We start from the raw sequence: 23,445 nt of genomic DNA, 5'->3' as shown, positions 1-23,445 counted from the left end.
AGAGGAAAGGACAGGAAATGACTGAAGCTGTAGCAACTGAGCTTCCCACCCACGGCGTGAACCTCACCGAAGTCGCACAGAACAAGGTGCGTACGCTCCTAGAGCAGGAAGGCCGCACTGACTTGCGTCTGCGCATAGCTGTTCAGCCTGGTGGCTGCTCAGGCCTTATCTACCAGCTGTACTTTGACGAGCGTGTGCTCGACGGCGATGCCGTACGCGACTATGAGGGCGTGCAGGTTATCGTTGATAAAATGAGTGCTCCATACTTGGATGGCTCAACTATTGATTTTGAAGATACGATTGAGAAGCAGGGTTTTTCCATCGACAACCCGAACGCGGCTGGCTCATGTGCCTGTGGCGATTCATTCCACTAGAACTCTGCTCGTATCGTGCTTAATTTTATAAAGTCATAATAGGTTCCCGTACCGAGTGTACGGGGGCCTATTGACGTTAAAATTCTGTAATTTTTCAGGAAACTCACAAATTCACTGACAGAGTGTCAGCGTATCGGGGAAAATCGCGGTAAGCTCTAAGAGACAAGTTTTTATGAAAACTGCCGAAATCCATCATCTGGTGGGCTTCGGCTTAGCACACACCGTAAGAACAGGAAGGGCCGTCTGTGAGTTCGCAGCATCGAACCGGCAGTCACACACCAAAGAGCCTCAGCCTTTTCGGGCTTGGGACTTCAATGGTGCTGCTTGTGACTGGTTGTTCAATGGATAGGGCATCTGTCGGTTGGCTGCCGGTAAAACCTGGCCAGCCGGCAACCGATAATGCCGAGAACCTTATGCATCTTTGGGTTGGGACCTGGGCAGCTGCTCTTGTCGTTGGCCTTATAACTTGGGGCCTGATGCTATGGTGTATCATCGCCTACCGCCGCCGGAAGAATGAAACCGGCTACCCGCGTCAGCTTAGTTATCATCTGCCGTTGGAGGTTTTCTACACCTTCGTCCCGGTTGTTTTGATCGTGAGTATGTTTACTTTCTCAGACCGGGTGGAGCGTCAGGTGACCGCACCCAAATCCGGTTCGGATCGCCAGGTAAGTGTTGAAGTCTACGGTAAACAGTGGGCGTGGGATTTCAACTATACCGATGCGAATGTGCATGTTACCGGTGTACAGGCACACCTGGACGGTAGTGAAGGCAAAGAGGCTGCCCTGCCCACCCTGTATTTGCCTGCTAATTCCAACGTTGATATCACTCTTAAATCCCGTGATGTTATTCACTCATTCTGGGTGCCTGCATTCCTTGAGAAGCGAGACACTATTCCTGGGATGACGAACCACATCTATATCACCACTAAGGAGCCTGGCGACTACAAGGGTAAGTGCGCTGAGCTTTGTGGTGAGTACCACTCTGAGATGCTTTTTAATGTGAAGGTTGTTTCCCGAGAGGACTACGATAAGTACATTGAGTCCTTGAAACAAAACCCGGAAAACCAGGGTGTTGTTGGTGACGAATACAACCGTAACCCCAACCAGAACGCGACTCCGCGTCCCGCAGACAAGTAAATGAGGTGAACCGTGACTACCCTCGAGTATTCAACTGAGAGTGCGACTACCGTTGCGCCGCGTGTGGTTCCGAAGTCCAAGGGGCGCATCTTCGTCAATTGGATTACCTCCACCGACCACAAGACCATCGGGTACATGTACCTGATTGCCGCCTTTATTTTCTTCTGCATGGGCGGCACCATGGCGTTGCTAATGCGCATTGAGCTTTTCGAACCTGGTATGCAGATTCTGCAGACCAAGGAACAGTTCAACCAGCTTTTCACAATGCACGGCACGCTGATGCTGCTCATGTTCGGCACCCCACTTTTTACTGGGTTGGCTAATGTGCTTATCCCACTGCAAATTGGCGCTCCGGATGTTGCGTTTCCGCGGCTGAATGCCTTGGCCTTCTGGTTCTTCCTGTTTGGCTCATTGGTTGCTATCGCGGGCTTTATTACCCCACAGGGTGCAGCGTCCTTCGGCTGGTTCGCGTATGTTCCGTTGAACAGCACCACTTACAGCCCATCTGTAGGCGGTGACCTATGGGTCTTTGGCCTGGCACTGCAAGGCTTTGGCACCATTATGGGTGCGGTGAACTTCATTACCACTATTGTGGCAATGCGCGCACCCGGCATGACCATGTGGCGCATGTCTGTGTTTACGTGGACAACGCTGATTACCTCCATCTTGATTATTATGATCTTCCCGCCGCTGGCCTCAGCGCTGTTCGCGCTTGGTATGGATCGCCGTTTTGGTGGCCATATCTTCGATCCCGAGAACGGGGGAGCGGTCCTCTGGCAGCACCTCTTCTGGTTCTTCGGGCACCCAGAAGTGTATGTGCTTGCCCTGCCGTTCTTTGGCGTGACCTCAGAGATTATTCCGGTGTTCTCCCGTAAGCCAATCTTTGGGTACAAGGGTCTGGTTACAGCAACGATCGCCATTGCGGGCCTGTCTGTGACTGTGTGGGCCCACCACATGTATGTGACCGGTGCGATTATGCTCCCGTTCTTCTCATTCATGACCATGATGATTGGTGTTCCAACCGGTGTGAAGTTTTTCAACTGGATTGGGACTATGTGGCAGGGGTCTATTACTTTCGAAACTCCGCTGCTGTGGATTTTCGGATTCTTGGTTACCTTCCTGTATGGCGGTCTCACCGGCATTATCCTTGCCACCCCGCCGTTGGATTTCCACATCTCCGACACTTACTTCGTGGTTGCACACTTCCACTACGTGATTTTTGGAACCATTGTTTTTGGTATGTTTGGTGCATTCTACTTCTGGTGGCCAAAATTCACTGGCAAGATGCTCAACGAACGGATCGGTAAGATTCACTTCTGGCTGGTATTCTTCGGGTTCCACGCGACCTTCTTGATTCAGCACTGGGTTGGCGTTGATGGTATGCCTCGTCGATACGCTGACTATCTGCCCGAAGACGGTTTCACCTGGATGAACCAGTTCTCAACTGTTGGATCCATGATTCTTGCCGTTTCAATGATTCCCTGGTTCTGGAATGTTTACATTACTGCTCGGTATGCTCCGAAAGTCGAGGTAGACGATCCCTGGGGATTCGGCGGATCTCTCGAATGGGCGACTTCTTGTCCTCCGCCCCGCCACAACTTTACTGCATTGCCTCGTATCCGTTCCGAACGCCCGGCTCTAGACCTACATCATCCCGAGCTTTCAACGAATCATGATGTTGCCGCTGCAGCTCTTGCAGCACAGAAGGGAGAGTAAACCGTGAAAGTTCTCGGGAAGGTCTTCCTGTACCTTGGTATATTCTTTATTCCTGTTGGAATTATTTATGGGTTTATGACCAATTTTGATGAGTGGGCCGGGTTTCCCGCGCTCCTCGTGACGGGGCTCATGTGCTTCTTCTTGGCTTTCTTCCTCATGTTTACTGAAAAGAAGCTAGGAAGCCAACCCATGGATAACTACACGGGTGAAATCGCTGAGAGTGCTGGTGAGTATGGGTTCTACTCACCGTGGTCGTGGTGGCCCTTCGCCATTGGTGTTGCCTGTATGTTTGTTGTGCTGGGTGCCGCCATTGCCTGGTGGGTTGTACTCATTGCCATCCCGTTTGCTGCAGCAGCAGTAATCGGCTGGGTCTACGAGTATAGCCGTGGTGACCACGCACACTAAATAATAACCGCGCGCCTTTTATACCGAAGGACTGCCGCAGCTTAGAACCCCCGGAAGCGTTCAGAAAGCTCTGAGCCTACCCGGGGGTTTACCTGTTAACAACGATGGATGCGTCTATTCTTTAAGAACCAATGCGGGCACACTAAAGAAAGGATGTGGGGCTACGGGATCATGTAGAACCTCTGCAGAAGCCCGCAGCAGGTCAGCAGAACGGGCAAGGAGATCTCTTCCATCTCCTGAGAACGGCTTCAGAGAGTACATCCTGGGTGTGTATTAGAAACTGGTTTCTAGGCCTTGTACAGAGATAATAACGGCCCGCTGAGATATTCTTGTATAAGGCTTTACAATAAACCCGCTGAGCCTTAATCCCACCCCTGCTATAAGGGGAGAGGATAAGCAAACATAGGGGGTATACAAACGTGGGGTTCCTGCCTTTACAGCAGGAACCCCACGTTCGGTATGTGAACCGTACTTATTGGTTCAATTCAGACTTAGGCGAGCTACCCTCCACCTCGCGTTCATTATGCTCATGGTGAGCACTTTCTAGCTCTTGCGGGGTAACCGGCAGAACTCGGTCGGTGAAGAAGAACTTAGAAAGACCACCGCGTAGTTTCTCAACAGGGGTAACCTTACCCTTGGCGTTTGGCTGAGCCGGTAGAACAGCGGGGGACTCGAAGCTCACCAGCTTGTACCGGCGGTACTCGTCCAGAGGCTTATGAACCTCAATAAACTCACCGTGAGGAAGCTGAACTACCTGGCCCGTCTCAATACCGTGCAGAACAAGTTCACGGTCCTTACGCTGCAGCGAGAGGCAGATACGGCGAGTAATCTCAAATCCAAGCACCGGTCCCACAAAGAATAGGGCACGCAGAACGTACGCCACGTCATTGAGAGAAACATGGAAGTGAGTTGCGATCAGATCCGAGGAAGCCGCGATCATAAGCACCGAATAATAGATGATACCCGCAACACCAGCTGCGGTACGGAATGGCGCGTTACGTGGGCGATCCAGGATATTGTGGACGCGGTCATCCTTCGTCACCCAACGCTCAATCCAAGGCCAAGTGAACAGGAAACCCATCAGCAGGCCCGCCAACGCAAACGGTAGAAGCACGTTCAGTACCCAGGTTCCTCCTGCCTGGATTTCCCACGGGAACGGCCACACACCGGGCCATAAACGTAATGCACCATCACCGAAACCAACATACCAGTCAGGCTGAGTACCCGCCTGCACTGGTGAGGGGTCATACGGTCCGTAGTTCCAGATAGCGTTAATGGTGAATGTTGAGGCCAAGAACGCAATAATGCCGAACACAATAAAGAAGAAACCACCGGCTTTAGCAGCGTAAACTGGGCCAACCGGGAAGCCAACAACATTATCATTAGTGCGGCCCGGCCCCGGGTACTGGGTGTGCTTGTGGAGCACAACCATGAACATATGAATACCCACGCACAACAGAAGGGTGGCGGGGATAATCATAATGTGCAGGGTGTAGAGGCGCCCAATAATATGCTCACCAGGGAACTCTCCACCGAAGAAGAAGAGCGATGCATAGGTGCCAATAAGCGGAATTGACTTCATAATACCGTCAATAATGCGCAAACCGTTGCCAGAGAGCACATCATCCGGCAGGGAATAGCCGGTGAAACCAGCCAAGATACCCACCACAAAAAGCACGCATCCCACAACCCAGTTCAGCTCACGGGGGCGACGGAAAGCACCTGTGAAGAAAACACGGAGCATATGGATGCAGATGGCCAGCATGAACATGAGCGCTGCCCAGTGGTGGATCTGCCGTAGCAGTAATCCGCCTCGCACATCAAAAGAAATGTCGAGGGTGGAGGCAAACGCCACCGACATTTCTGTACCCTTCATCGGAACATAGGAGCCATCATAGGTGACAGCAGCCGTGGAAGGATTAAACCAGAAAGTAAGAAAAGTGCCGGAGATAAGCAGAATGACGAGGCTGTACAGGGCAACCTCACCAAACATAAATGACCAGTGGTCGGGGAAGATTTTTCGACCAAATTCTTTCACAACGCCTGAGAGACCAACACGGGTATCTACGAAGTTAGCGATGCGCCCGGTACCGGTTTTAGCTTTATATTCGTAGCCGGTCTGAGTAGCAGACATTACTTCTGTCCCTCCTTCTCACGTTCGGTGCGCATCTGCTCAATTTGTGCGCCACGTTCCCAGTACGCGGGACCAACCGGCTCGTGGAAGTCGCTTTGGGCGACAAGGTAGCCGTTGCTGTCAACAGTAATGGGAAGCTGAGGAAGCGCATGGCCTGCAGGGCCAAAAACGACCTTGCATTCATCCGCAGCATCAAAAGTTGACTGGTGGCACGGGCACAACAGGTGGTGAGTGCGCTGCTCGTACAGGGCGATAGGGCAACCCACATGGGTGCACACCTTGGAGTAGGCGACGATACCATCCACATGCCAGTTTTTACGTTCCTCAGAGATTTTCATCTCCTGCGGGTCAAGACGCATGAGTAGAACCACTGCTTTTGCTTTCTCCTCCAGGTAGCCGTTTTCGTGGCTAAGCGAGGACAAAGTCTCGGGGAGCACATGGTACGCGGAACCGATGGTCACATCCGCTGCTTTAATGGGGGTTCCGGATGGGTCTCGAACCAACCGCACGCCCTTATCCCACATGGTGCGTTTGAGTACCGAAGGATCCGCAGGCCCTAGGTCACGGAAGAACGTCACGAAAGTTAACGGTGCCAGAATAACCGAACCAATGAGTGTGTTACGCAGAAGCGGGCGGCGTTTAATGCCAGATTCATCTACGATCGTTTCAACAATTTCGGTGGCCTCAGCCCGATCCTCTTCGGGGCGCAGATCGTGACGTTCTTCGACAAGCTCATGGTCAGGCATGAGGGTACGGGCCCAATGGACCACACCAATACCAATACCAAACATTGCAAAGGCAATACCAAGACCTAGCAGCAGGTTCTGCAACTGCAATTTGCTGGTGGGCTCGGTGTTGTTAACATCGTAAAAATTACCTTCAGCTGAGATGCCGAAGTATGCGACCCAAAAGAGCAAAGAGCCAAGCATCGACAGTACGAAGAGAAGGATGACTTGACGTTCTGCGCCTTTAGCACGCTTAGGGTCTACGTCTGTTAGACGTGGACGGTGAGGAGGCAGCCCCGGGTTGCGAAACTGCTCCTCTGATTCCTCTGAAGAGGTAACTACGGCTGAGCCTTGGGCTTTTGTGCCGTCACTATGGTTTCCCATTGTGTTGCCTCAAATCTTTTTCTGTACGAATAGTGTGTGCGTACCTACGCTGAACGGGAAGTCAGCCAGATGACGAAGACGATTACAATACCTAAGCCGACGGTCCAAATGAGCAGACCCTCAGAAACAGGGCCCAACGACCCAAGTTTCATGCCGCCGGGGGAGACGTTCTTCTCCTGGGCTTTTAGGTAGGTAATAACGTCTCGTTTTTCTTCCGGGGTAAGGTTTGCATCGTTGAAGACGGGCATGTTTTGCGGGCCGGTCTCCATGGCTTCATAGATGTGCTGCTCCTTCACGCCCATCAGGGTGGGGGCGAACTTACCGCGGGTTAGTGCCCCACCAGCGCCTGCTGCGTTGTGGCACATTGCGCAGTTGGCAAGAAAGACACGTGCCCCATTGGCAGCATCACCTTGGGTGGTATCAAGGTACGCTGTCTCGGGGATAGTTGGCCCAGCCCCAAGTGAAGCAACATATGCAGAGAGCTGCCTGGTCTGCTCCTCGTTGAACTGGCCTGGTTTAATCTGTGCCTGCGTGCCCTGCATCTGCATGGGCATACGACCGGTACCGACCTGGAAGTCAACAGCGGCCGCACCGACACCAATCAGCGAAGGACCATCGGCGGTACCTTCGGCGTTTGTGCCGTGGCAGGTTGCGCAGTTTGCCTGAAACAGTTTCTGTCCTGCTTCTACATCCTGTTGGGTGTATGCATGGTTTGACTCAGCCTTAGCCTGATTGGTGGCAGTGGCAACTGTATATAGGCCACCAGTGAGGATGAGGGCTAAAGCCAGCAACACGACGGCTGCAAGCGGGTGACGCCGCTTTTGGGAAAGTGCCTTCACGTCGTTTTCCTTGTGTGTGCTAGATGGGGTAAGGACGGGGCGCTTGTCGCTACTTCACGAAGTAGACAACAAAGAAAAGAGCGATCCACACAACATCGACAAAGTGCCAGTAGTACGAGACCACAATGGCACTGGTCGCTTCGTAATGGCCGAAGCGTTTAGCGACGTAGGCGCGACCAATAATCAGGAGGAAAGCCACCAGACCGGCGGTCACGTGGAGAGCGTGGAAACCTGTGGTGATGTAGAAGGCAGAACCATATGCGCTGGATGCAATAGTGACGCCTTCGGATACCAAGGTTGCATATTCGTAAGCCTGACCGGCCACGAAGATAGCGCCCATAATGAAGGTCAACACGAACCACTCGGCCATGCCCCATGCCTTGACATTTAACAAGGAACCAGTGCGGCGGGGCTTGAGCTGCTCGGCAGCAAAAACGCCCATTTGGCAGGCGACGGAGCTAAGCACAAGAATGATGGTGTTGATCAGTGCGAAAGTCACGTTCAGCTTGTGCACGTTATCTTCCCAAATATCTGGGCGTGACGCGCGGAGCGTGAAGTACATGGCAAAAAGACCAGCGAAGAACATCAGCTCAGAGGCGAGCCACACCACGGTGCCAATAGCCACCGTGTTGGGCCTGTTCAGAGCCGGATGTGCTGGTTTCTTGGGGTTAACGGTTACAGTTGTCACATAGACATTATGTCGCTAAAACCGGCTTGGAACCAAAGACATATGCCTTAAAACCCTAAATACGTTAAAAATTACCTAGAAAAACCCCATGAATTCGGGGATTTTGGCTTCCGCGACGACTCTGCAATTTTTGTAATGTTCCGGTTAGTTGCCAGGCGCCGGTGAATCTTTGGGCTGTGTAGAGCGATAGGGGACATGCACAAAACCTGTCGTTTTGTATGTAGGGCTTAGAATCGAGAGTATGAAAGCTACTGTATCTGAGCCTTTGAGCTGGAAGCAGATCCTCAACCAGCTGATAAAAAACATTGACCTCACCGTGGACCAGATTGACTGGGCCATGAATCAGATAATGACCGGAGCAACCCCCGAACCGGTGTTAGCCTCTTTTCTGACGGCGCTGCATATGAAAGGGGAGACCCCTGCCGAATTAGGGGCTTTGGCGCGCGGTATGCTTGCCAAAGCCGAAAAGGTGAACATTGGCCCGGACGCTGTCGATATTGTTGGCACCGGGGGAGACCAGCAGAATACCGTAAACATCTCAACAATGGCAGCTCTCGTTATTGCTGGCACTGGAGCCACCGTGGTTAAGCATGGAAACCGTGCATCCACTTCTAAATCTGGTTCTGCTGATGTTTTGGAGGCCTTGGGAATCCGCCTTGATATGCCCATCGAGTCTGTTGCGGAATGCGCTCAGAAGACGGGTATTACGTTCCTTTTCGCTATGACTTTTCATCCAGCAATGCGTTTTGTGGGGCCAACCCGCCGTGCGCTGGGTATTCCTACTGCGTTTAACTACCTGGGCCCCATGACAAACCCGGCTCGGGTGCGGTCCTCAGCTATTGGGGTTGCGCACCAGGAGATGGCCCCTAAGATAGCCCAGGTTTTTGCTGACCGAGGAGATCACGCCATAATTTTCCGTGGTAATGATGGGTTGGATGAGTTAAGCATCGCCACATCCTCACAGTTGTGGGAAGCCTCTGCAGGCGAACTTAAAGAATATACGTTCACCCCAAGCGACTACGGAGTGCGCCATGCCCCACTGGAGGCTTTACGGGGCGGGGACGCCCAATATAACGCCACAATTTTTCGGGCCATTCTAGCTGGGGAAGGTGGAAACGGGGGAGAACTGGGTCCTATCCGTGATGCGGTACTGATTAATGCGGCGGCTGGTTTAACAGCCTACCGGGACTCCGATGAAGGCGCTTTCGACGAGCGCTATACTCAGGCACTTGCAGACGTACGGGAATCCATTGACTCTGGCGCGGCTGACAGCGTCTTGAATCGATGGATCGATTTTAGTCGTGCAGCAGCGGAATAGAATAAGTAGCATATTCGTCAGCTAAATATTTTGAAGGTGCGAAAGACTTGCCGGTCTTTTGCACCTTCACGTTAAGGTTGAATGTTTATGTTCAGGGGGAGTAGGGTTATTTCTTTTTTCGGGTATTTAGTTTAAGCACCAGAGCTGCGACCGCCCGCCAGGTGAAAAATAACACGCCCAAAGCGCAGATAGAGACAATAATAAAGCTAATCTGCGCAATCTCACCGGTGGCCACCGCCCGTAGGATATGGCCGATGACAAGAGTTCCACACCAAACACACAAGCCCTGAACCCACAGGTTTTTAGGACGCTTACCGGTCTTGAAAACAGACATAAAAATAAAGACAAACCATACGCAGGCCACACCAATCAGAAATGGTCGAGCGGCTTCAAAAACATGATCAAGGGAGTACCCATGATTCTTTACACCGATGAAGGCAAAGAGAATCACCACGACAAAATCTATGAGTGCAGAGACCGCAATAGGAACGCCCCGAGACGCCGTGGCATTCTTGAGAGTATCGCGGCTTAACTGAGGATCACGGGAGCGCATAAGGAACATCTTTCTAGGGAAGAAACTGGAAAATCCTGATACATCGATTGTATCGGTTATGTTCTCGTGCAGGTGCTGAATTCGCAGTCACGTAAAGGCCAACCTCTATAGAAGCGGAACCAGGATTTAATGGCGTTGGGTGAGTACGGTGTGTTCCACAGGTGCTAGGCAGGACGCACCGAGAAGGTTGGGAATGCGTAGATATCAGCTTGATGGGGTAGTGAATTTTAACTTTACTTTACATAATGTATATTATCGGCTTTATAGGAACCTTGGTATTGGCTGTAAATCATTGATTGGTGATATTGCTCATGGGATAATGCTTCCAGTGGGCTCCTACTCAAAGCCCATCATTGAACCTGCAATGAGGAGGAAATCAATGCTTGACTGGTTCATAGATACACCATGGGCTTTGTGGCTTGTGATAGCCATTTTGCTAGCGCTGATTGAAGTTCTCTCACTGGACTTAGTGTTCCTAATGTTCTCTGTTGCGGCATTGGTCACAAGCGCATCAACTCCCATTAACCAGACATTCATCGGCCAATGCATAGTTTTCTGCGTTGTTGGTGTGCTCTTAGTTTTTATACTCCGACCCCGTTTGCTGGCGCGGTTGAATAAAAATACTCCTGAAAACACTACTAATGTTGCTGCACTGTTAGGCCAGGAAGTTGAAGTTGTACAGGCTGTCACCGCTGATGGCGGATTGGTGCGCCTTGAAGGCGATATATGGAGTGCCCGTTCAACTCTAGGGACTATACCCGCCGGAGGCAAAGCACGTGTTGTAGAGATTGACGGTGCTACCGCCATCGTTGGAACTATTCAGGAGCAGCCTCTACTCCCCTAGCTAACCCTATTTAATCACCGCCCCAAAATTCGATAATATATTCGAAAATTTGGATTTTGCTCTAAGGAGGAATATCTAGAGTGTTTAACATTCTAACCATTATTGGTATAGCACTGGTGATCTTTGTGGTCATCGCTTTAATACGAACTATCAGGGTGATCCCTCAGGCTCGTGCTGGTATCGTTGAGCGCTTGGGTAGGTACCACACTACTTTCCATCCTGGTTTACATATTGTGATCCCTTTCTTGGATCGGCTGCTGCCGCTAATCGATTTGCGTGAACAGGTTGTTTCATTCCCCGCACAGTCTGTGATTACCGAAGACAACCTCGTGGTTGGCATCGACACCGTGGTCTACTTCCAGGTGACCGATCCTAAAGCCGCGACCTACGAGATTACTAACTACATTCGTGCGGTAGATGAACTAACGAGCGCAACCCTGCGTAACGTGGTGGGTGGGCTAAACCTCGAACAGGCTCTCACCTCCCGCGATCAGATTAACACCGAGCTGCGTGGCGTTCTCGATTCAACCACTGGTCGCTGGGGCCTGCGTATCTCCCGCGTCGATATTAAAGAGATCCAGCCGCCGCACTCCATCCAAGACTCGATGGAGAAGCAGATGCGTGCAGAACGTGACCGTCGTGCCGCTATTCTTACTGCAGAAGGTAAGAAACAGTCCGATATCCTCACGGCAGAGGGTGAATCCCGTGCCGCAATTCTGCGTGCAGAAGGTGAAAAACAAGCGCAGATTCTTCGTGCAGAAGGTGACGCACAGTCGACTGTGCTCAGGGCAGATGGTGAAGCTGACGCTGTGCGCAAGGTGTTCGAGGCTATTCACCAGTCGAACCCCAGCCAGCAGCTGCTGACATACCAGTACCTGCAGACGCTGCCTAAGCTGGCTGACGGGCAGGCCAATAAGCTCTGGTTTATTCCGACCGAGCTTGGTGATGCACTGCGCGGATTGGGTAATGCTTTCGGGACCCTGCCGGTATCTGATCTTAAGGACGCACCCGTAAATATCACCAAACCTAAGCATGCCGGTGATGATCTCAATGGTGGTTCCGGTTTCTAAAAAATAGCCGTTTAAAACGCCTATAGTGAACTGCAGGCGGGTGGAGACAAGATTTCCCGATATAATGGATGTTTCAAACGTTCGAGGGAAACTCTCTCCCCCGCCTGACGTTATGCACGGATGCCTATAAGCATCAAACCACACCGGCTATTGGAGGAATAAGTGAGCGATCGTAGCCTGCGCGGTATGCGCCTTGGCTCCCAGTCCATGGAAACCGAATCGAACGTACAGCCTGCACCTCGTCAGCGTGTTGAATACCGTACCGCCGACGGCGACCGGGTATTTGTGACCTTCGCGGCCGAAGCTGAAATCCCCCAGACTTGGACTGCTAAATCTGGTAAAGAAGCGTTCCTTGTAAATGGCGACAGCGGTTCCTCCGCAGAGGACGAGAAACCGGTTCGTACCCACTGGGATATGCTCATGGAACGCCGTAGCATTGAAGAGCTGGAGAAAACCCTAGAAGACCGGCTGCAGTACTATCGGTCTCACTTCGCAATCTCGTAATAGATTTTATGGGAAATAGCTAAGGCAGTAACCCGCGTGTATGCGGGTTACCGCCTTAGCTATTTAAGCTTGAAAGGACAGTTTCAAACTGCCTGTAATCCTATTCGATCATGTGCTCAACTTCCATAGGGATCTTTCCTTTAAAGAACGCTGGGCGAACACACCGCTGATATGTCATAACACACAGCCCCAGAATAAATATTGCTACGCTCAAGCAGAAAACAAGCCCGACTCCCCCAATCTCGGAACCTGACCCGTATCCGGGATCCATCGAATCGTAGCTGGTTCGTGCAAAGAACACTAGAAGCATAATGCCGCCCAGCATCGGGAAAAGGAACTTATTCAAGAATTCCTTAACCCCTGAAGAAAACGAAACTTTACGGAAATACCATACGCATGCGAACGCCGTAATCCCGTAGTACAGGCATACCATGAGGCTCAGTGCAGAGATTGTATCCCACAGGACAGATGTAGAGATAAAACGCATAAGAACGTAAAACAGTGTAGCGATTAAACAGGAAGCAAGTGTTGCGTAGCTTGGGGACTGGAATTTAGGGCTAATATTCGCGAACTTGGGCCCCAGAGCCTTGTAATAGCCCATTGCCAACAGTGTGCGGGCTGGCGACACAGCGGTTGATTGCAAAGAGGCAAGGGCAGAAATCAGCACTGCAAACGACATCATAATGCCAAGAGCCCCCAAGACGGGGCCGGAGAGAGCAGCAAAAATATTCTCCTGGTTGTCAGGGTTGCCCAGCCCCAGCCCTTCCGATGAGGTGCCTGCGAAAGCTAGGGTGCCGACTGAGATAAGCAGATAGAGAAGAACCACAGTCAAAATGGTTCCCACCGCAGCCTGCCCGCTGGTGGTGTGCTCCCCTTCTGTCTCCTCATTCATGGTGAGCACCGCGTCCCAGCCCCAGTAAATAAAGAACACAAGAGAAATACCGGATGAAAAAGCTGAGAAAGATTCAACTCCAAACGGGTTAAACCATTCAAAGGTTGGGGATAAATTAGCGAAACCCCCTCCAGTGATGGCCTTATAGAGAGCAACGATAGCAAAGATAGCGAGAACTACAAGCTGGAAAATAATAAATACGGTTTGGATTTTCTGGGTGGCATCTAGGCCGCGGTAGGTGATATAGCACCCGAAAGCCATAAATGCTAAGAAAGTTCCAATATTAATGAGGTTATTGCTGGATAGAGTAGCCAGATCAGGGTTTGAGAAAACCTGTGAAAGGGCTAGGTAGAAGAAATCAACAGCGATCCCTGCCAAGTTCGAGAGAACCAAGATAGTAGCAGCAAGAAGCGCCCAGCCCCCAATCCATCCGACCCACGGGCCAAATGCTTTGGTGGTCCATGTGAAGGTGGTTCCTGCATCGGGCATAGCAGCATTGAGCTCTCGGTACCCGATGGCCACTAAAAGCATGGGGATGAAACCGATCAGGAAGATAGCAGGCATATGCTCACCTGCAACGGCCCCTACAGGCCCTAGCGCCCCGGACAAAGAATATGCTGGGGCAACCACAGAAATACCAATAATAATAGACCCAAAGAGAGAAACGGATCCGGAAGAAAGCCCCTTCTTATTGGCGGCGCTGGTATCTATAGCGCCATGGGGGTGCGCTGGTGCAGCGTCCTGAATATGGACCTGCCCGTGAGGATTAGACTGTTTATGAGACTGACTATTCTGAGTCAAGGTGCCTCTCCTTTCGGAGCTATCTCATCGCTAGATGGGTGTGTGCTCATAGCGACCTGCTCAATATGTGATTCAGCTTATGGAGTTAAGATTATACTAGAAATTTTAAACTGTAAGTGACATCACTAGTGATTGTTTTATTTTATACATAAAATATATGAGGCAAGATATCGCGGTAAATGATACGTAATCTGCAAACTAAATATTGGTATATGTGACGCAAAATAAATTAGGTATGGTAAAGCCCCGGCCGCGAAAAATACCCGGGGCTTTACCAATAAACGTACTAGGCTACATCACGAATTCCTGCCACAAGGATATCCATAGCCTGTTCTAATAGCTCATCAGGCATCGCCAAAGGCGGTAGGAGTCGCACCACATTACCGTACGTGCCGCAGGTAAGAATCAATACACCACGATCCCGGCAATAAGCTGCCACGTCCTTAGCTGCCGTAGGATGCGGGGCTTTAGAAATGGAATCAGCCACAAACTCTAAGGCCAGCATGGCACCACGGCCGCGGAAATCACCTACGATATCTAACTCCTCAACCAAAGGAGTCAGCTTTGCCGTCACAATTTCCTCAATACGTAGCGCGCGGGCATTCAAATCCCACTCCTGCATAGTTTCAATAGCGGCAAGAGCCGCAGCACATGACACCGGGTTTCCGCCGTAGGTGCCGCCCAAACCGCCCGGCTGAACCTTCTCAAAAAGCTCCGCACGGCCAGTTACTGCTGAAAGCGGCATACCACCAGCAATCCCTTTGGCGGTTGTTACCAGATCAGGTTCAACCCCATCATACTCGCTGGCAAACCATTTGCCAGTACGACAGAAACCGGACTGAACCTCATCCGCGATGAACACGATGCCCTTCTCACGAGCCCACGAAACCAGGGCAGGCATGAACCCCTCCGCAGGTACGATGAAACCGCCTTCACCCTGAATCGGCTCTAACACAATAGCGGCAACATACTCTGAACCAATCTGCTTTTCGATCACATCAATCGTGCGCTGTGCCGCTTCTTTACCGTCCATTGTCGGCTCGTCACGGTACGGGTAGCTCATTGGGGCACGGTAGATCTCCGGAGCGAACGGGCCAAACCCCTTCTTATAGGGGGCAGCTTTAGCGGTCAGCGCCATTGTCAGGTTGGTGCGCCCGTGGTATGCGTGATCAAAAACCACCACAGCGTTACGGCCGGTGGCCGCACGGGCAATCTTGACAGCGTTCTCCACGGCCTCGGCGCCGGAATTAAAAAGTACAGAGCGCTTCTCAAAATTGCCAGGGGTTAACTCATTCAGCTTCTCAGCAACAGCTACATACCCCTCATACGGGGTCACCATAAAACAGGTGTGCGTGAAATGGGCAACCGCCTCCTGAACAGCCTGAACAACCTTCGGGGCTGAAGCGCCGACGCTTGTAACGGCAATACCGGAGCCCAGATCAGCCCAAGAATTACCATCTGCGTCAACGATAACGCCGCCATCCGCATCCACCGCATACACCGGCATACCAGAAGCCACCGAGGCCGGAACCGCCGCAGAACGGCGCTGTCCCAAGGCACGTGAAACAGGCCCGGGAAATTCACCTGTAAGTTTAATATCTTGCGGAAGACGATACATCTCTACCATGAGAACACCTTTCATAGGTGGCGCGCAGAACATATTGCGCGCACTAATATTTATGGATGCAGCCAACCCTGCGGCGCAGGCGCTAATACGCCCGCACCGCTTCGGATTAACACGCTGAAGGGATAGAAGGCGCCAGCACCCCGCCCGAAGGTGCAAGAGGCTGGCAAAAGGGTGGGGTTACGCGCTCAAATCGCTCATGACATGCTTCACACGGGTGTACTCCTCCACCGAATACAGCGAAAGATCCTTGCCATAGCCGGAGAACTTAAACCCACCATGAGGCATTTCAGCGGTCAGCAACACGTGCGTGTTAATCCATACGGCTCCGAAATCCAGGTCCCGGGACACACGCATTGCCGTACCATGGTTCGAAGTCCACACCGAAGAAGCCAGCGCATAATCCACATCATTCGCCAGATTAATAGCCTCCTGCTCAGTCGTAAACGGCTGAAGAGTGAGCACCGGGCCGAAAGTTTCCTCCTGCACGATGGCATCGTCCTGGTGTACACCACTCAATACAGTGGGCTCAATAAAGAACCCGCGGGTGCCGCACTGCTTACCGCCCGTCTCGACCGTCACATGCCCAGGCAGGCCCTTGAGCTTACCCATCACAGTATTGAAATGGTTCACGTTATTTAACGGCCCATAGAAATTCTTCGAATCGTCCTCGTTGCCAGTGACTGTATCCCGAGCGGCAGCGACCAGAAGATCGCGGAACTGCTCATAAACGCTATCCTGAACCAGCACACGAGTGACAGCAGTACAATCCTGGCCAGCGTTAAAATACCCGAAATCAGCCAGCATACGGGCGGTGCGCGGCAAATCTGCATCCGCAAAAACAACCGCCGGGGCCTTACCACCCAGCTCAAGATGCGAACGCTTCAACCCAGCAGCCGCACCGGTAGCCACCGCCCGGCCTGCCCGCACCGACCCGGTGATAGACACCATCGCGGGGGCAGGATGATTAACCATCGCAGCGCCCGTAGCGCCAGTACCGAGCACAACATTAAAAACCCCAGCTGGGAAAATATCGGCGATAAGCTTCGCCAGCTCTAACGTAGACTCTGGGGTGGTATCCGAAGGCTTCAGCACCACCGTATTACCAGCGGCTAAGGCGGGGCCGATTTTCCACAGTGCCATCATCAGCGGATAATTCCATGGGGTGACTTGGGCTACAACGCCCACGGGTTCCCTCCGCACATACGACGTATGCCCCTCCATATACTCGGCAGCAGCCTTACCCTCTAAGGTGCGGGCTGCGCCAGCGAAGAAACGAACCTGGTTTGCCCCGGCCAGCACCTCCTCGTCCCGAATCATCTCACGCGGCTGGCCGGTATTACGATGCTGTGCTTCAACCAGGGCATCCGCGTTCTTTTCCAACGCGTCTGCAAGCTTCAGAAGCATTAGCTGACGATCGGCTGGAGTGGTATGTTTCCATGTCTTAAACGCCTCCTGCGCCGCCCGCATGGCTGCATCCACTTCATCCGCAGTAGAAACCGGGGCAAGAGCCACCGTCTCACCGGTAACCGGATAAACAACCTCCAGCTCCTCAGCCGAGGCCGAATCAACGAACTCGCCATTTATAAAATTCTTCAAGCGCTTCATAACGTCTCTCCTTCGGGTTGTTAGAGCAACCGCGCCTTAACGCGATAGCTTTTTGTGTGTGCCCGCCACACCAACCAGAGTGCGGCGAACCCTAAAAGAAATATGAGGTACTTGTGCCGATACGAAACTATCCCACGTACGGGTCCCTCACCCCAATGTACTGGGTGTAGGTGTACTCAGCGATACCTTCGGCGGCACCTTCACGACCCAAACCGGAATGCTTCACCCCACCGAACGGGGCCGCAGCATTCGACATCACCCCCACGTTCAGCCCCATCATGCCGAACTCTAGACAGTCAGCCATCCGCAGGGCACGGGACGTATCACTTGTGAACACATAGGAAGCCAAACCATACTCGGTGCTATTCGCCAACTGCACCGCCTCCCGTTCGGTCGTAAACGTCAGCACAGGAGCTACCGGGCCAAAAATTTCCTCACGGATCACACGGGCATCCCGGGGAACATCCACCAGTACTGTAGGTGCATAGAAGTATCCCGAACCGTTTATAGTGTGTCCCCCCACTATCGCACGTGCGCCGCGTTCCAGCGCATCCTGCACAAGTTCAGATACAGAATCCACCGCTTTCTGCTCAATGAGCGGCCCGCACGTGGTGTCCGAATCAAGACCGTTTCCTACCTTAAGAGCCCCAATTTTAGCGGCTAACCGGGCGGAGAATTCCTCAGCTACCGACTCATGCACCAAGAACCGGTTGGCGGCAGTGCACGCCTCCCCCATATTGCGCATCTTGGCGCCCATAGCACCCTCAACGGCTTCAGCAATATTCGCGTCCTCAAAGACAATAAACGGTGCATTACCGCCCAGCTCCATCGAAGTACGCAAAACATTCTGAGCTGCCGCAGCCAAAAGCGCCTTACCAACAGGGGTGGACCCGGTAAACGAGAGCTTACGCAGCCGCTGATCAGCCAACAAAGGCTCCGAAATAGCCGAAGCTGAGGCTGAAGGCACCACATTAAGCACCCCCGCGGGTAAACCGGCATCCAGCATAGTCTGTGCGAAATACTGGGACGTTAGCGGAGTAAGACGTGCAGGCTTAAGAACTATGGTGCACCCGGCAGCAATCGCTGCACCCGCCTTACGAGTAGCCATTGCCAACGGAAAATTCCACGGAGTGATCAGCAGGCACGGACCAACAGGTTTGCGGGCTACCAGGACGCGGTTCTTACCCTCTGGAGTGGGGTGGTATCGGCCATAATCACGTACAGCTTCCTCCGAGAACCAGCGCAAAAACTCGGCACCGTAGACAACCTCCCCGTGAGATTCCGCCAGAGGCTTACCCATCTCAAGGGTCATTAAGGTAGCGAAATCGTCGGCGCGTGCAATGACTAGCTCATATGCGCGGCGCAGAATCTCGGCGCGTTCACGTGGCGATGTAGCAGCCCACTGCTGCTGTACCGCACACGCGGCATCCAGAGCAGCAACCGCATCCTCACTCGTGGCCGAAGATACCGCGGCAAGTTTCTCTTCCGTTGCCGGGTTAATAACATCGAATACTTCATCCGATGAGCTGGGCCGCCACGAGCTGCCAATCAGCAAACCTGTAGGCACCTTCGCCACCAGTGCCTCAACATTTACGCTCATATATTCTCTCCTTTTAGCAATAAATGCGCTACCGAAATATAACAATGCCCTGCGGCTACTCAATGACCGGTATGGAACCCGTCCACGGCTGCTGCTGCGACCCTTTACGCCCTGGATGGTAATCGCGTGGGACAACCACCAGCGGGATAGGCAGCTTAGTCATAATCTTCGCGGTTGTAGAACTCAGGAACAACTCGCCGCGCTGAGCCAGTTTGGAAGAACCCGCCATTAAAATAGCGTTCTCATCCCAGTGCACAGAATCCACTGCCTCCACGATCGTGGTCCCAGCACCCACTGCAATACTTAGCTGCTGCGGGTTATGCGGTGCAACGTTTGACTGTTCCACCAAATCTTCAATACTGGCCCGGTACAACTCGTCATCCGCTGCCCCGTTTTGCTCATACAACGAAACTAAACGCACCGGTAAACCCGTTCGATTCTGAGTGGCGATAGCCTCTTCCACGAGGTTAATCGAATCAATATCAGGAGAAATTGCACAATCAATCTGATTAATGACGTGATCCGCGCTGTAATCACGCGGCGCTAAGGCAACAGGCACACGGGAACGGTGTAAAAGCGCGTTCCCCACTGCCCCCAAAGAGTGCCATAACCAATTGCCGCTATTGCCGCCGCCCACAATAATCAGCCCTGCGTCAATAGCTCCGGCTAACTCCATAAGACCCGCAACCGCAGAATCAGCGCGACGCAAATGAAAACGCGCTTTCACATCGGTGGGCACCAAATATTGCGCCTCTTCCAGCCAACCCACCGCCTGCTCCTGAAGTAGGTCACCAAAGTTTGATTTGGGAGCTGCAAGGCGAGGGTTCTGCGGCTTAATAACGTACACAACGTTTAACTCGGCCCCCAAAGAGCGGGCTAAGACCGTGCCTAAATTCAACGCGGCACGACCACGCGCATCAGGAGAATACCCTACAACGTACTTCATATTTCCCATCCGTAAATTCAGTAGCTCTACTGGGCGCACCCTAGTATTCAGATGCACCCAGTAAAGCTACCCGTGTGTGCTCTTACGAGGTGACTATTTGAGCTTCGCATCCAGCGTGGCTGCGGTCTTCTCCCCCATTCGTACCGCACCATCTACATGCTGGTAGCCATCAGAAGCAATATCAGAGCATGACCAGTAAATCGGCCCAACCGGGGTGAGCTGATCAGCACCATACCGGTGCAAACCACCCAAATCGTAGCTAGCAGCATATGCCCCGCGGGTCCACTCCTCGGCGCCCCAGTCAGATTCGTAGTACACGATGGGGTTTTTCGTTTCCTCCCCCAGCATCTGAGCCATAGAATCAAGAATCCGAGCCTTACGCTCCTCAGCACTGATAGTGAACATTTTGTCGGCTGCCTCATCTGAGACGAAACCTACGAGCGTGCCGCGTGACTCTTCCTGGTCGGTCTGCGGGTCATAGTTGGTGTTATCGTAAATCTCCTGCACCAGGTTATTAGCGGCGAAACAGGTACCTGAAAGACCCTTATCACGCCAGAAAGGAGTGGGGTACACGGCGTGCACCTTAATAACAAGCCCCAGCGACTGGTGCTGATGCATCTGATGCTGACGGCGATCCAACGCGGGTACGAAATGAACACGGGAATACAGGTTCGGCGGAACCGCCACCACCACATATTTAGCGCGCACGATAACGTTATCAGCAGGGGAAGCCACGCCGTCTTCCGAGAATGCCTCAGCCTCAACACGCACCGGGTACTCCCCCGGCTCCTGCCACCGCAGAACACGTGCCGGATGACCCAAGATAATATTCTCAGCCCCTACCTTCTGCGCAAGAGTCAAAGAGACGGATTGCATACCGCCCACCACACGCTTATCCAGAATAAAATCTTCATCAACAAGATTCGAGAACGACCCAGCTGAAGCTGCCATCAGCACCGCCTGCAGCGCCGAGAATGCGTGAGCCGGTTTGGTGAGCATGCCTCCGGCAATAAAAAGCCCAATATTATTGCAGGCTTCTTCGTCATCCGACTGCGTGCGGAGCCAATGGTGAAAACTGATGGTGTCAAGCTCACGGGCCTTGGGGTGGGCCCACGGCTGCTGCGCCCCAATCTCAGCGGCGAGCGCATCTAGTTTTTCAATGAGGCGCACCATTTCCTGTTGGGTTTTTTCATTGGCGGGGAACATGTCTCCCGTGTAGCGGTGCATGGTGCCGTTGGGGTCGCGGTAGAGGTTTTCGCCATCACGGTAGCGGGAGAAGGTTTTGAGGCCTAGTTCGCTAATGAGGGAGATTAGGGCGGTCTGGTCGGGTGAGACCCATTGGCCGCCGATTTCCAGGAATGCGCCGTTGATGTGGTTGCTCCAGGTGCGGCCGCCTACACGTTCGCGTGCTTCGATGACGGCTACGGTGTGGCCTGCTTGTTGCAGGCGGTATGCGGCGGTTAGTCCGGAGGGGCCCGCGCCGATGATTGCGACGTCGCGGGTTAGTTCGGTCGTGGTTGCATCTTTGGGTATCACGGTTCTTACACCTTTCGCTTGGCGAATTCTAAAAACGAATTCTGTTCGTTTTAGTGTATCCCAGAACACAAATAAATTGAAGTTGGTGATTTCTTGGGGCGTAAAATCTGTGGGTTTTACCTGTGTGTTTCGGTTATTGGGAGGGTTTTTGAGATTAAAATTTATAGCGAAAGATATGTGGGGTGTAGTGTGAGTTTTTCTTCTTCTCGGCGTGTGGGGCGTCCGTCTTCTACGGTGTTGAGTGCTTCAAAGATCGCTCGTCAAGCTCGTCGGCTTCTTGCGCGGGATGGGAATTTTACGATGGGTGCGTTGGCGCGGGAGTTGAGAGTGGCGCCGTCGTCTCTTTATAACCATTTCCAGTCTCGTGATGAGGTTTTGGGGGCTGTTAGTGATGCGGTGGTTAGTGAAATTCGGGTGGATTCTTTGCGGGAGGCTATTGTGGTTCTTGCTGAGCGGGAGCTTACGGTGCAGGCGAAGACTGAGTTGTGGGTTTCTGCTTTTGGTGCCTGGGGTGTTTCTTATCGGGATGCTTTTAGTGAGAGCGCGGAGTTGGTGGCGGCTTTGGCGTTGACTCCGGTGGGGTGGGCTCCGCAGACTTTGCGGATGTATGAGCTGGTGTTGGAGGCGCTGGCGGCGTTTGGGTGTCCGCAGGAGCGGGCGCTGAGTGTGGTTGAGGCGTTGGAGGCGTTTCTTTTGGGGGCCGCTTTGGATGCGAACGCGCCTGATCACGTTTTTGATCCTGCTGTTGCTGGGGGCGATTATCCGCGTTTGCAGGAGGCGTATCGGATGTTGCGGGGTGGGGCTGTTGCCCCGGCGGAGGATGCTTTTGTGGTGGGTTTGGAGGCGATGTTGTATGGGTTGGCTCGGCGGGTGATTTCGTGAGGGTGTGGTGGTTCTTCTCCCCTGCTGGATGGTGTGTGGGGTGGGGAAACACGTAGGGTGCCCGGCCTGTGTGGTTTCGGGCACCCTATTGAGGTGTGGGGCTTTATTTGCCGAATTTTTTCTTGAGTGTGTTTACTCGGTTTGTGAGGCCCCAGCTGGTGACTTTGCGCATTGAGTCGAAGATGATGTTGCCGGTCATTTTTGAGGCCCCGATTTCGCGTTCGACGAAGGTGATGGGTACTTCGACGATTTTGAGTCCGGCTTGTTCTGAACGCCAGGCGAGGTCAACTTGGAAGACGTAGCCTTTGGAGTCGATGCCGTCGAGGTTGAGCCGCTGGAGTGCGTCGCGGCGGTAGGCGCGGAAGCCTGCGGTGATGTCTTTGACTTTGGTGCCGAGGATCGTGCGGGTGTAGAGGTTCGCGCCGCGGGAGAGGATCTGGCGGTGGATGGGCCAGTTTTTGGTTTTGCCGCCGGGCACGTACCGGGATCCGATGGCTAGGTCTGCACCGGCTTCTACGGCGCGCACGAGTGAGGGCAGCTGCTCGGGCTGGTGGGAGCAGTCGGCATCCATTTCGATGAGTATTTCGTAGCCTTCGGCGAGGCCCCAGTCGAATCCTGCGAGGTATGCGCCGCCGAGGCCGTCTTTGACGGTGCGGTGCAGTACGTGGATTTGGGGGTCTTTGGCTGCCATGTCGTCGGCGATTTGTCCGGTGCCGTCGGGACTGTTGTCGTCGACAACGAGGATATCGACTTCGGGGGCTGCCTTGCGCAGGCGCTCCACTACGACTGGAAGGTTTTCTTTTTCATTGTATGTGGGAATAACGGTGAGTACGCGCATAAATCTCCCTGAGTCCTTAAATGCGAGT

21 protein-coding genes are annotated in these 23,445 nt (G+C 52.9%); 9 read left to right on the top strand and 12 right to left on the bottom strand.

The window, feature by feature from the left end; translation table 11 throughout:
* Nucleotides 1-17 precede the first annotated feature (17 nt).
* The 4 genes from I6I94_RS00890 to I6I94_RS00875 all read left to right on the top strand — a co-directional run bounded on the left by I6I94_RS00890 (nucleotide 18) and on the right by I6I94_RS00875 (nucleotide 3,631).
* The gene (locus I6I94_RS00890) at nucleotides 18-374 is read left to right on the top strand and encodes a HesB/IscA family protein (RefSeq protein ID WP_006887213.1); all 357 of its coding nucleotides are present in this window, start codon (nucleotides 18-20) and stop codon (nucleotides 372-374) included.
* Nucleotides 375-619: 245 nt separating this feature from the next.
* Nucleotides 620-1,510: an aa3-type cytochrome oxidase subunit II gene (ctaC, locus tag I6I94_RS00885; RefSeq protein WP_037234421.1), complete on the top strand. Its 891-nt coding sequence runs from the start codon at nucleotides 620-622 to the stop codon at nucleotides 1,508-1,510.
* Between the two features lie 12 nt (nucleotides 1,511-1,522).
* On the top strand, nucleotides 1,523-3,226 hold the full coding sequence (gene ctaD, locus I6I94_RS00880) for an aa3-type cytochrome oxidase subunit I (RefSeq protein WP_006887357.1): 1,704 nt from the start codon (nucleotides 1,523-1,525) through the stop codon (nucleotides 3,224-3,226).
* Between the two features lie 3 nt (nucleotides 3,227-3,229).
* Complete coding sequence (locus I6I94_RS00875; RefSeq protein WP_006887290.1) at nucleotides 3,230-3,631, top strand: cytochrome c oxidase subunit 4; 402 nt, start codon at nucleotides 3,230-3,232, stop codon at nucleotides 3,629-3,631.
* A 472-nt stretch (nucleotides 3,632-4,103) separates the two neighbouring features.
* Here I6I94_RS00875 and qcrB read toward each other — a convergent pair whose 3' ends face one another.
* Genes qcrB through ctaE form a run of 4 tightly spaced genes read right to left on the bottom strand, consistent with a single transcriptional unit; the run spans nucleotide 4,104 to nucleotide 8,401 of the window.
* Nucleotides 4,104-5,765 (bottom strand): cytochrome bc1 complex cytochrome b subunit, encoded by a 1,662-nt coding sequence (qcrB, locus tag I6I94_RS00870; protein WP_006887101.1) that lies wholly within the window; start codon nucleotides 5,763-5,765, stop codon nucleotides 4,104-4,106.
* Nucleotides 5,765-6,874, bottom strand: a complete 1,110-nt coding sequence (qcrA, locus tag I6I94_RS00865) for a cytochrome bc1 complex Rieske iron-sulfur subunit (protein WP_006887145.1) — start codon at nucleotides 6,872-6,874, stop codon at nucleotides 5,765-5,767. Before qcrA ends, qcrB begins: the two co-directional genes overlap by 1 nt.
* 44 nt (nucleotides 6,875-6,918) lie before the next feature.
* Entirely contained in the window at nucleotides 6,919-7,713 is a 795-nt protein-coding gene (qcrC, locus tag I6I94_RS00860) for a cytochrome bc1 complex diheme cytochrome c subunit (RefSeq protein ID WP_006887239.1), read from the bottom strand.
* A gap of 49 nt (nucleotides 7,714-7,762) precedes the next feature.
* On the bottom strand, nucleotides 7,763-8,401 hold the full coding sequence (gene ctaE, locus I6I94_RS00855; RefSeq protein WP_006887270.1) for an aa3-type cytochrome oxidase subunit III: 639 nt from the start codon (nucleotides 8,399-8,401) through the stop codon (nucleotides 7,763-7,765).
* Nucleotides 8,402-8,642: 241 nt separating this feature from the next.
* On the opposite strand from ctaE, the gene trpD reads away from it, so the two are divergent.
* Nucleotides 8,643-9,719 (top strand): anthranilate phosphoribosyltransferase, encoded by a 1,077-nt coding sequence (gene trpD / locus I6I94_RS00850; protein WP_128087778.1) that lies wholly within the window; start codon nucleotides 8,643-8,645, stop codon nucleotides 9,717-9,719.
* Between the two features lie 106 nt (nucleotides 9,720-9,825).
* Here trpD and I6I94_RS00845 read toward each other — a convergent pair whose 3' ends face one another.
* A complete protein-coding gene (locus I6I94_RS00845; RefSeq protein ID WP_201620765.1) occupies nucleotides 9,826-10,173 on the bottom strand; it encodes a DUF3054 domain-containing protein in 348 nt (115 codons plus the stop codon).
* A 292-nt stretch (nucleotides 10,174-10,465) separates the two neighbouring features.
* Here I6I94_RS00845 and I6I94_RS00840 point away from each other — a divergent pair, with 292 nt between their 5' ends.
* The 3 genes from I6I94_RS00840 (at nucleotide 10,466) to I6I94_RS00830 (ending at nucleotide 12,690) form a co-directional block, all read left to right on the top strand.
* Nucleotides 10,466-11,116 (top strand): NfeD family protein, encoded by a 651-nt coding sequence (locus I6I94_RS00840; RefSeq protein ID WP_236588888.1) that lies wholly within the window; start codon nucleotides 10,466-10,468, stop codon nucleotides 11,114-11,116.
* 89 nt (nucleotides 11,117-11,205) lie between these two features.
* Entirely contained in the window at nucleotides 11,206-12,186 is a 981-nt protein-coding gene (locus I6I94_RS00835; protein ID WP_051121976.1) for an SPFH domain-containing protein, read from the top strand.
* 162 nt (nucleotides 12,187-12,348) lie between these two features.
* On the top strand, nucleotides 12,349-12,690 hold the full coding sequence (locus tag I6I94_RS00830) for an RNA polymerase-binding protein RbpA (protein ID WP_006887345.1): 342 nt from the start codon (nucleotides 12,349-12,351) through the stop codon (nucleotides 12,688-12,690).
* A 100-nt stretch (nucleotides 12,691-12,790) separates the two neighbouring features.
* On the opposite strand, the gene I6I94_RS00825 is transcribed toward I6I94_RS00830, so the two are convergent.
* The 6 genes from I6I94_RS00825 to I6I94_RS00800 form a co-directional block, all read right to left on the bottom strand.
* Entirely contained in the window at nucleotides 12,791-14,383 is a 1,593-nt protein-coding gene (locus tag I6I94_RS00825) for an APC family permease (protein ID WP_201620764.1), read from the bottom strand.
* Nucleotides 14,384-14,669: 286 nt separating this feature from the next.
* Nucleotides 14,670-16,010: a 4-aminobutyrate--2-oxoglutarate transaminase gene (gabT, locus tag I6I94_RS00820; RefSeq protein WP_201620763.1), complete on the bottom strand. Its 1,341-nt coding sequence runs from the start codon at nucleotides 16,008-16,010 to the stop codon at nucleotides 14,670-14,672.
* A 177-nt stretch (nucleotides 16,011-16,187) separates the two neighbouring features.
* Nucleotides 16,188-17,615: a gamma-aminobutyraldehyde dehydrogenase gene (locus I6I94_RS00815; protein WP_201620762.1), complete on the bottom strand. Its 1,428-nt coding sequence runs from the start codon at nucleotides 17,613-17,615 to the stop codon at nucleotides 16,188-16,190.
* A 127-nt stretch (nucleotides 17,616-17,742) separates the two neighbouring features.
* A complete protein-coding gene (locus I6I94_RS00810; RefSeq protein WP_201620761.1) occupies nucleotides 17,743-19,215 on the bottom strand; it encodes an NAD-dependent succinate-semialdehyde dehydrogenase in 1,473 nt (490 codons plus the stop codon).
* Nucleotides 19,216-19,270: 55 nt separating this feature from the next.
* Complete coding sequence (locus I6I94_RS00805; protein ID WP_128087780.1) at nucleotides 19,271-20,161, bottom strand: universal stress protein; 891 nt, start codon at nucleotides 20,159-20,161, stop codon at nucleotides 19,271-19,273.
* Between the two features lie 93 nt (nucleotides 20,162-20,254).
* Nucleotides 20,255-21,697 (bottom strand): flavin monoamine oxidase family protein, encoded by a 1,443-nt coding sequence (locus I6I94_RS00800; RefSeq protein ID WP_201620760.1) that lies wholly within the window; start codon nucleotides 21,695-21,697, stop codon nucleotides 20,255-20,257.
* Nucleotides 21,698-21,886: 189 nt separating this feature from the next.
* Here I6I94_RS00800 and I6I94_RS00795 point away from each other — a divergent pair, with 189 nt between their 5' ends.
* Nucleotides 21,887-22,579: a TetR/AcrR family transcriptional regulator gene (locus tag I6I94_RS00795; RefSeq protein WP_236588887.1), complete on the top strand. Its 693-nt coding sequence runs from the start codon at nucleotides 21,887-21,889 to the stop codon at nucleotides 22,577-22,579.
* 103 nt (nucleotides 22,580-22,682) lie between these two features.
* On the opposite strand, the gene I6I94_RS00790 is transcribed toward I6I94_RS00795, so the two are convergent.
* Nucleotides 22,683-23,417 carry a polyprenol monophosphomannose synthase gene (locus tag I6I94_RS00790; RefSeq protein ID WP_023133068.1) on the bottom strand — a complete coding sequence of 245 codons (735 nt, stop codon included), beginning with the start codon at nucleotides 23,415-23,417 and terminating at the stop codon, nucleotides 22,683-22,685.
* Nucleotides 23,418-23,445 lie beyond the last annotated feature (28 nt).

It is taken from the genome of Rothia aeria, from assembly GCF_016726365.1.
Taxonomy (GTDB): domain Bacteria; phylum Actinomycetota; class Actinomycetes; order Actinomycetales; family Micrococcaceae; genus Rothia; species Rothia aeria.
The sequence above is the reverse complement of the archived record's forward strand: the minus strand, read 5'-3'. Positions and strand labels throughout refer to the sequence as shown.

Coding starts and splice junctions, on each gene's coding strand:
- qcrA (WP_006887145.1), bottom strand. CDS start 6,874: ATGGGAAACCATAGTGACGGCACAAAAGCCCAAGGCTCAGCCGTAGTT.
- trpD (WP_128087778.1), top strand. CDS start 8,643: ATGAAAGCTACTGTATCTGAGCCTTTGAGCTGGAAGCAGATCCTCAAC.
- I6I94_RS00810 (WP_201620761.1), bottom strand. CDS start 19,215: ATGAGCGTAAATGTTGAGGCACTGGTGGCGAAGGTGCCTACAGGTTTG.
- qcrB (WP_006887101.1), bottom strand. CDS start 5,765: ATGTCTGCTACTCAGACCGGCTACGAATATAAAGCTAAAACCGGTACC.
- I6I94_RS00815 (WP_201620762.1), bottom strand. CDS start 17,615: ATGAAGCGCTTGAAGAATTTTATAAATGGCGAGTTCGTTGATTCGGCC.
- I6I94_RS00840 (WP_236588888.1), top strand. CDS start 10,466: ATGCGTAGATATCAGCTTGATGGGGTAGTGAATTTTAACTTTACTTTA.
- I6I94_RS00890 (WP_006887213.1), top strand. CDS start 18: ATGACTGAAGCTGTAGCAACTGAGCTTCCCACCCACGGCGTGAACCTC.
- I6I94_RS00790 (WP_023133068.1), bottom strand. CDS start 23,417: ATGCGCGTACTCACCGTTATTCCCACATACAATGAAAAAGAAAACCTT.
- gabT (WP_201620763.1), bottom strand. CDS start 16,010: ATGGTAGAGATGTATCGTCTTCCGCAAGATATTAAACTTACAGGTGAA.
- I6I94_RS00805 (WP_128087780.1), bottom strand. CDS start 20,161: ATGAAGTACGTTGTAGGGTATTCTCCTGATGCGCGTGGTCGTGCCGCG.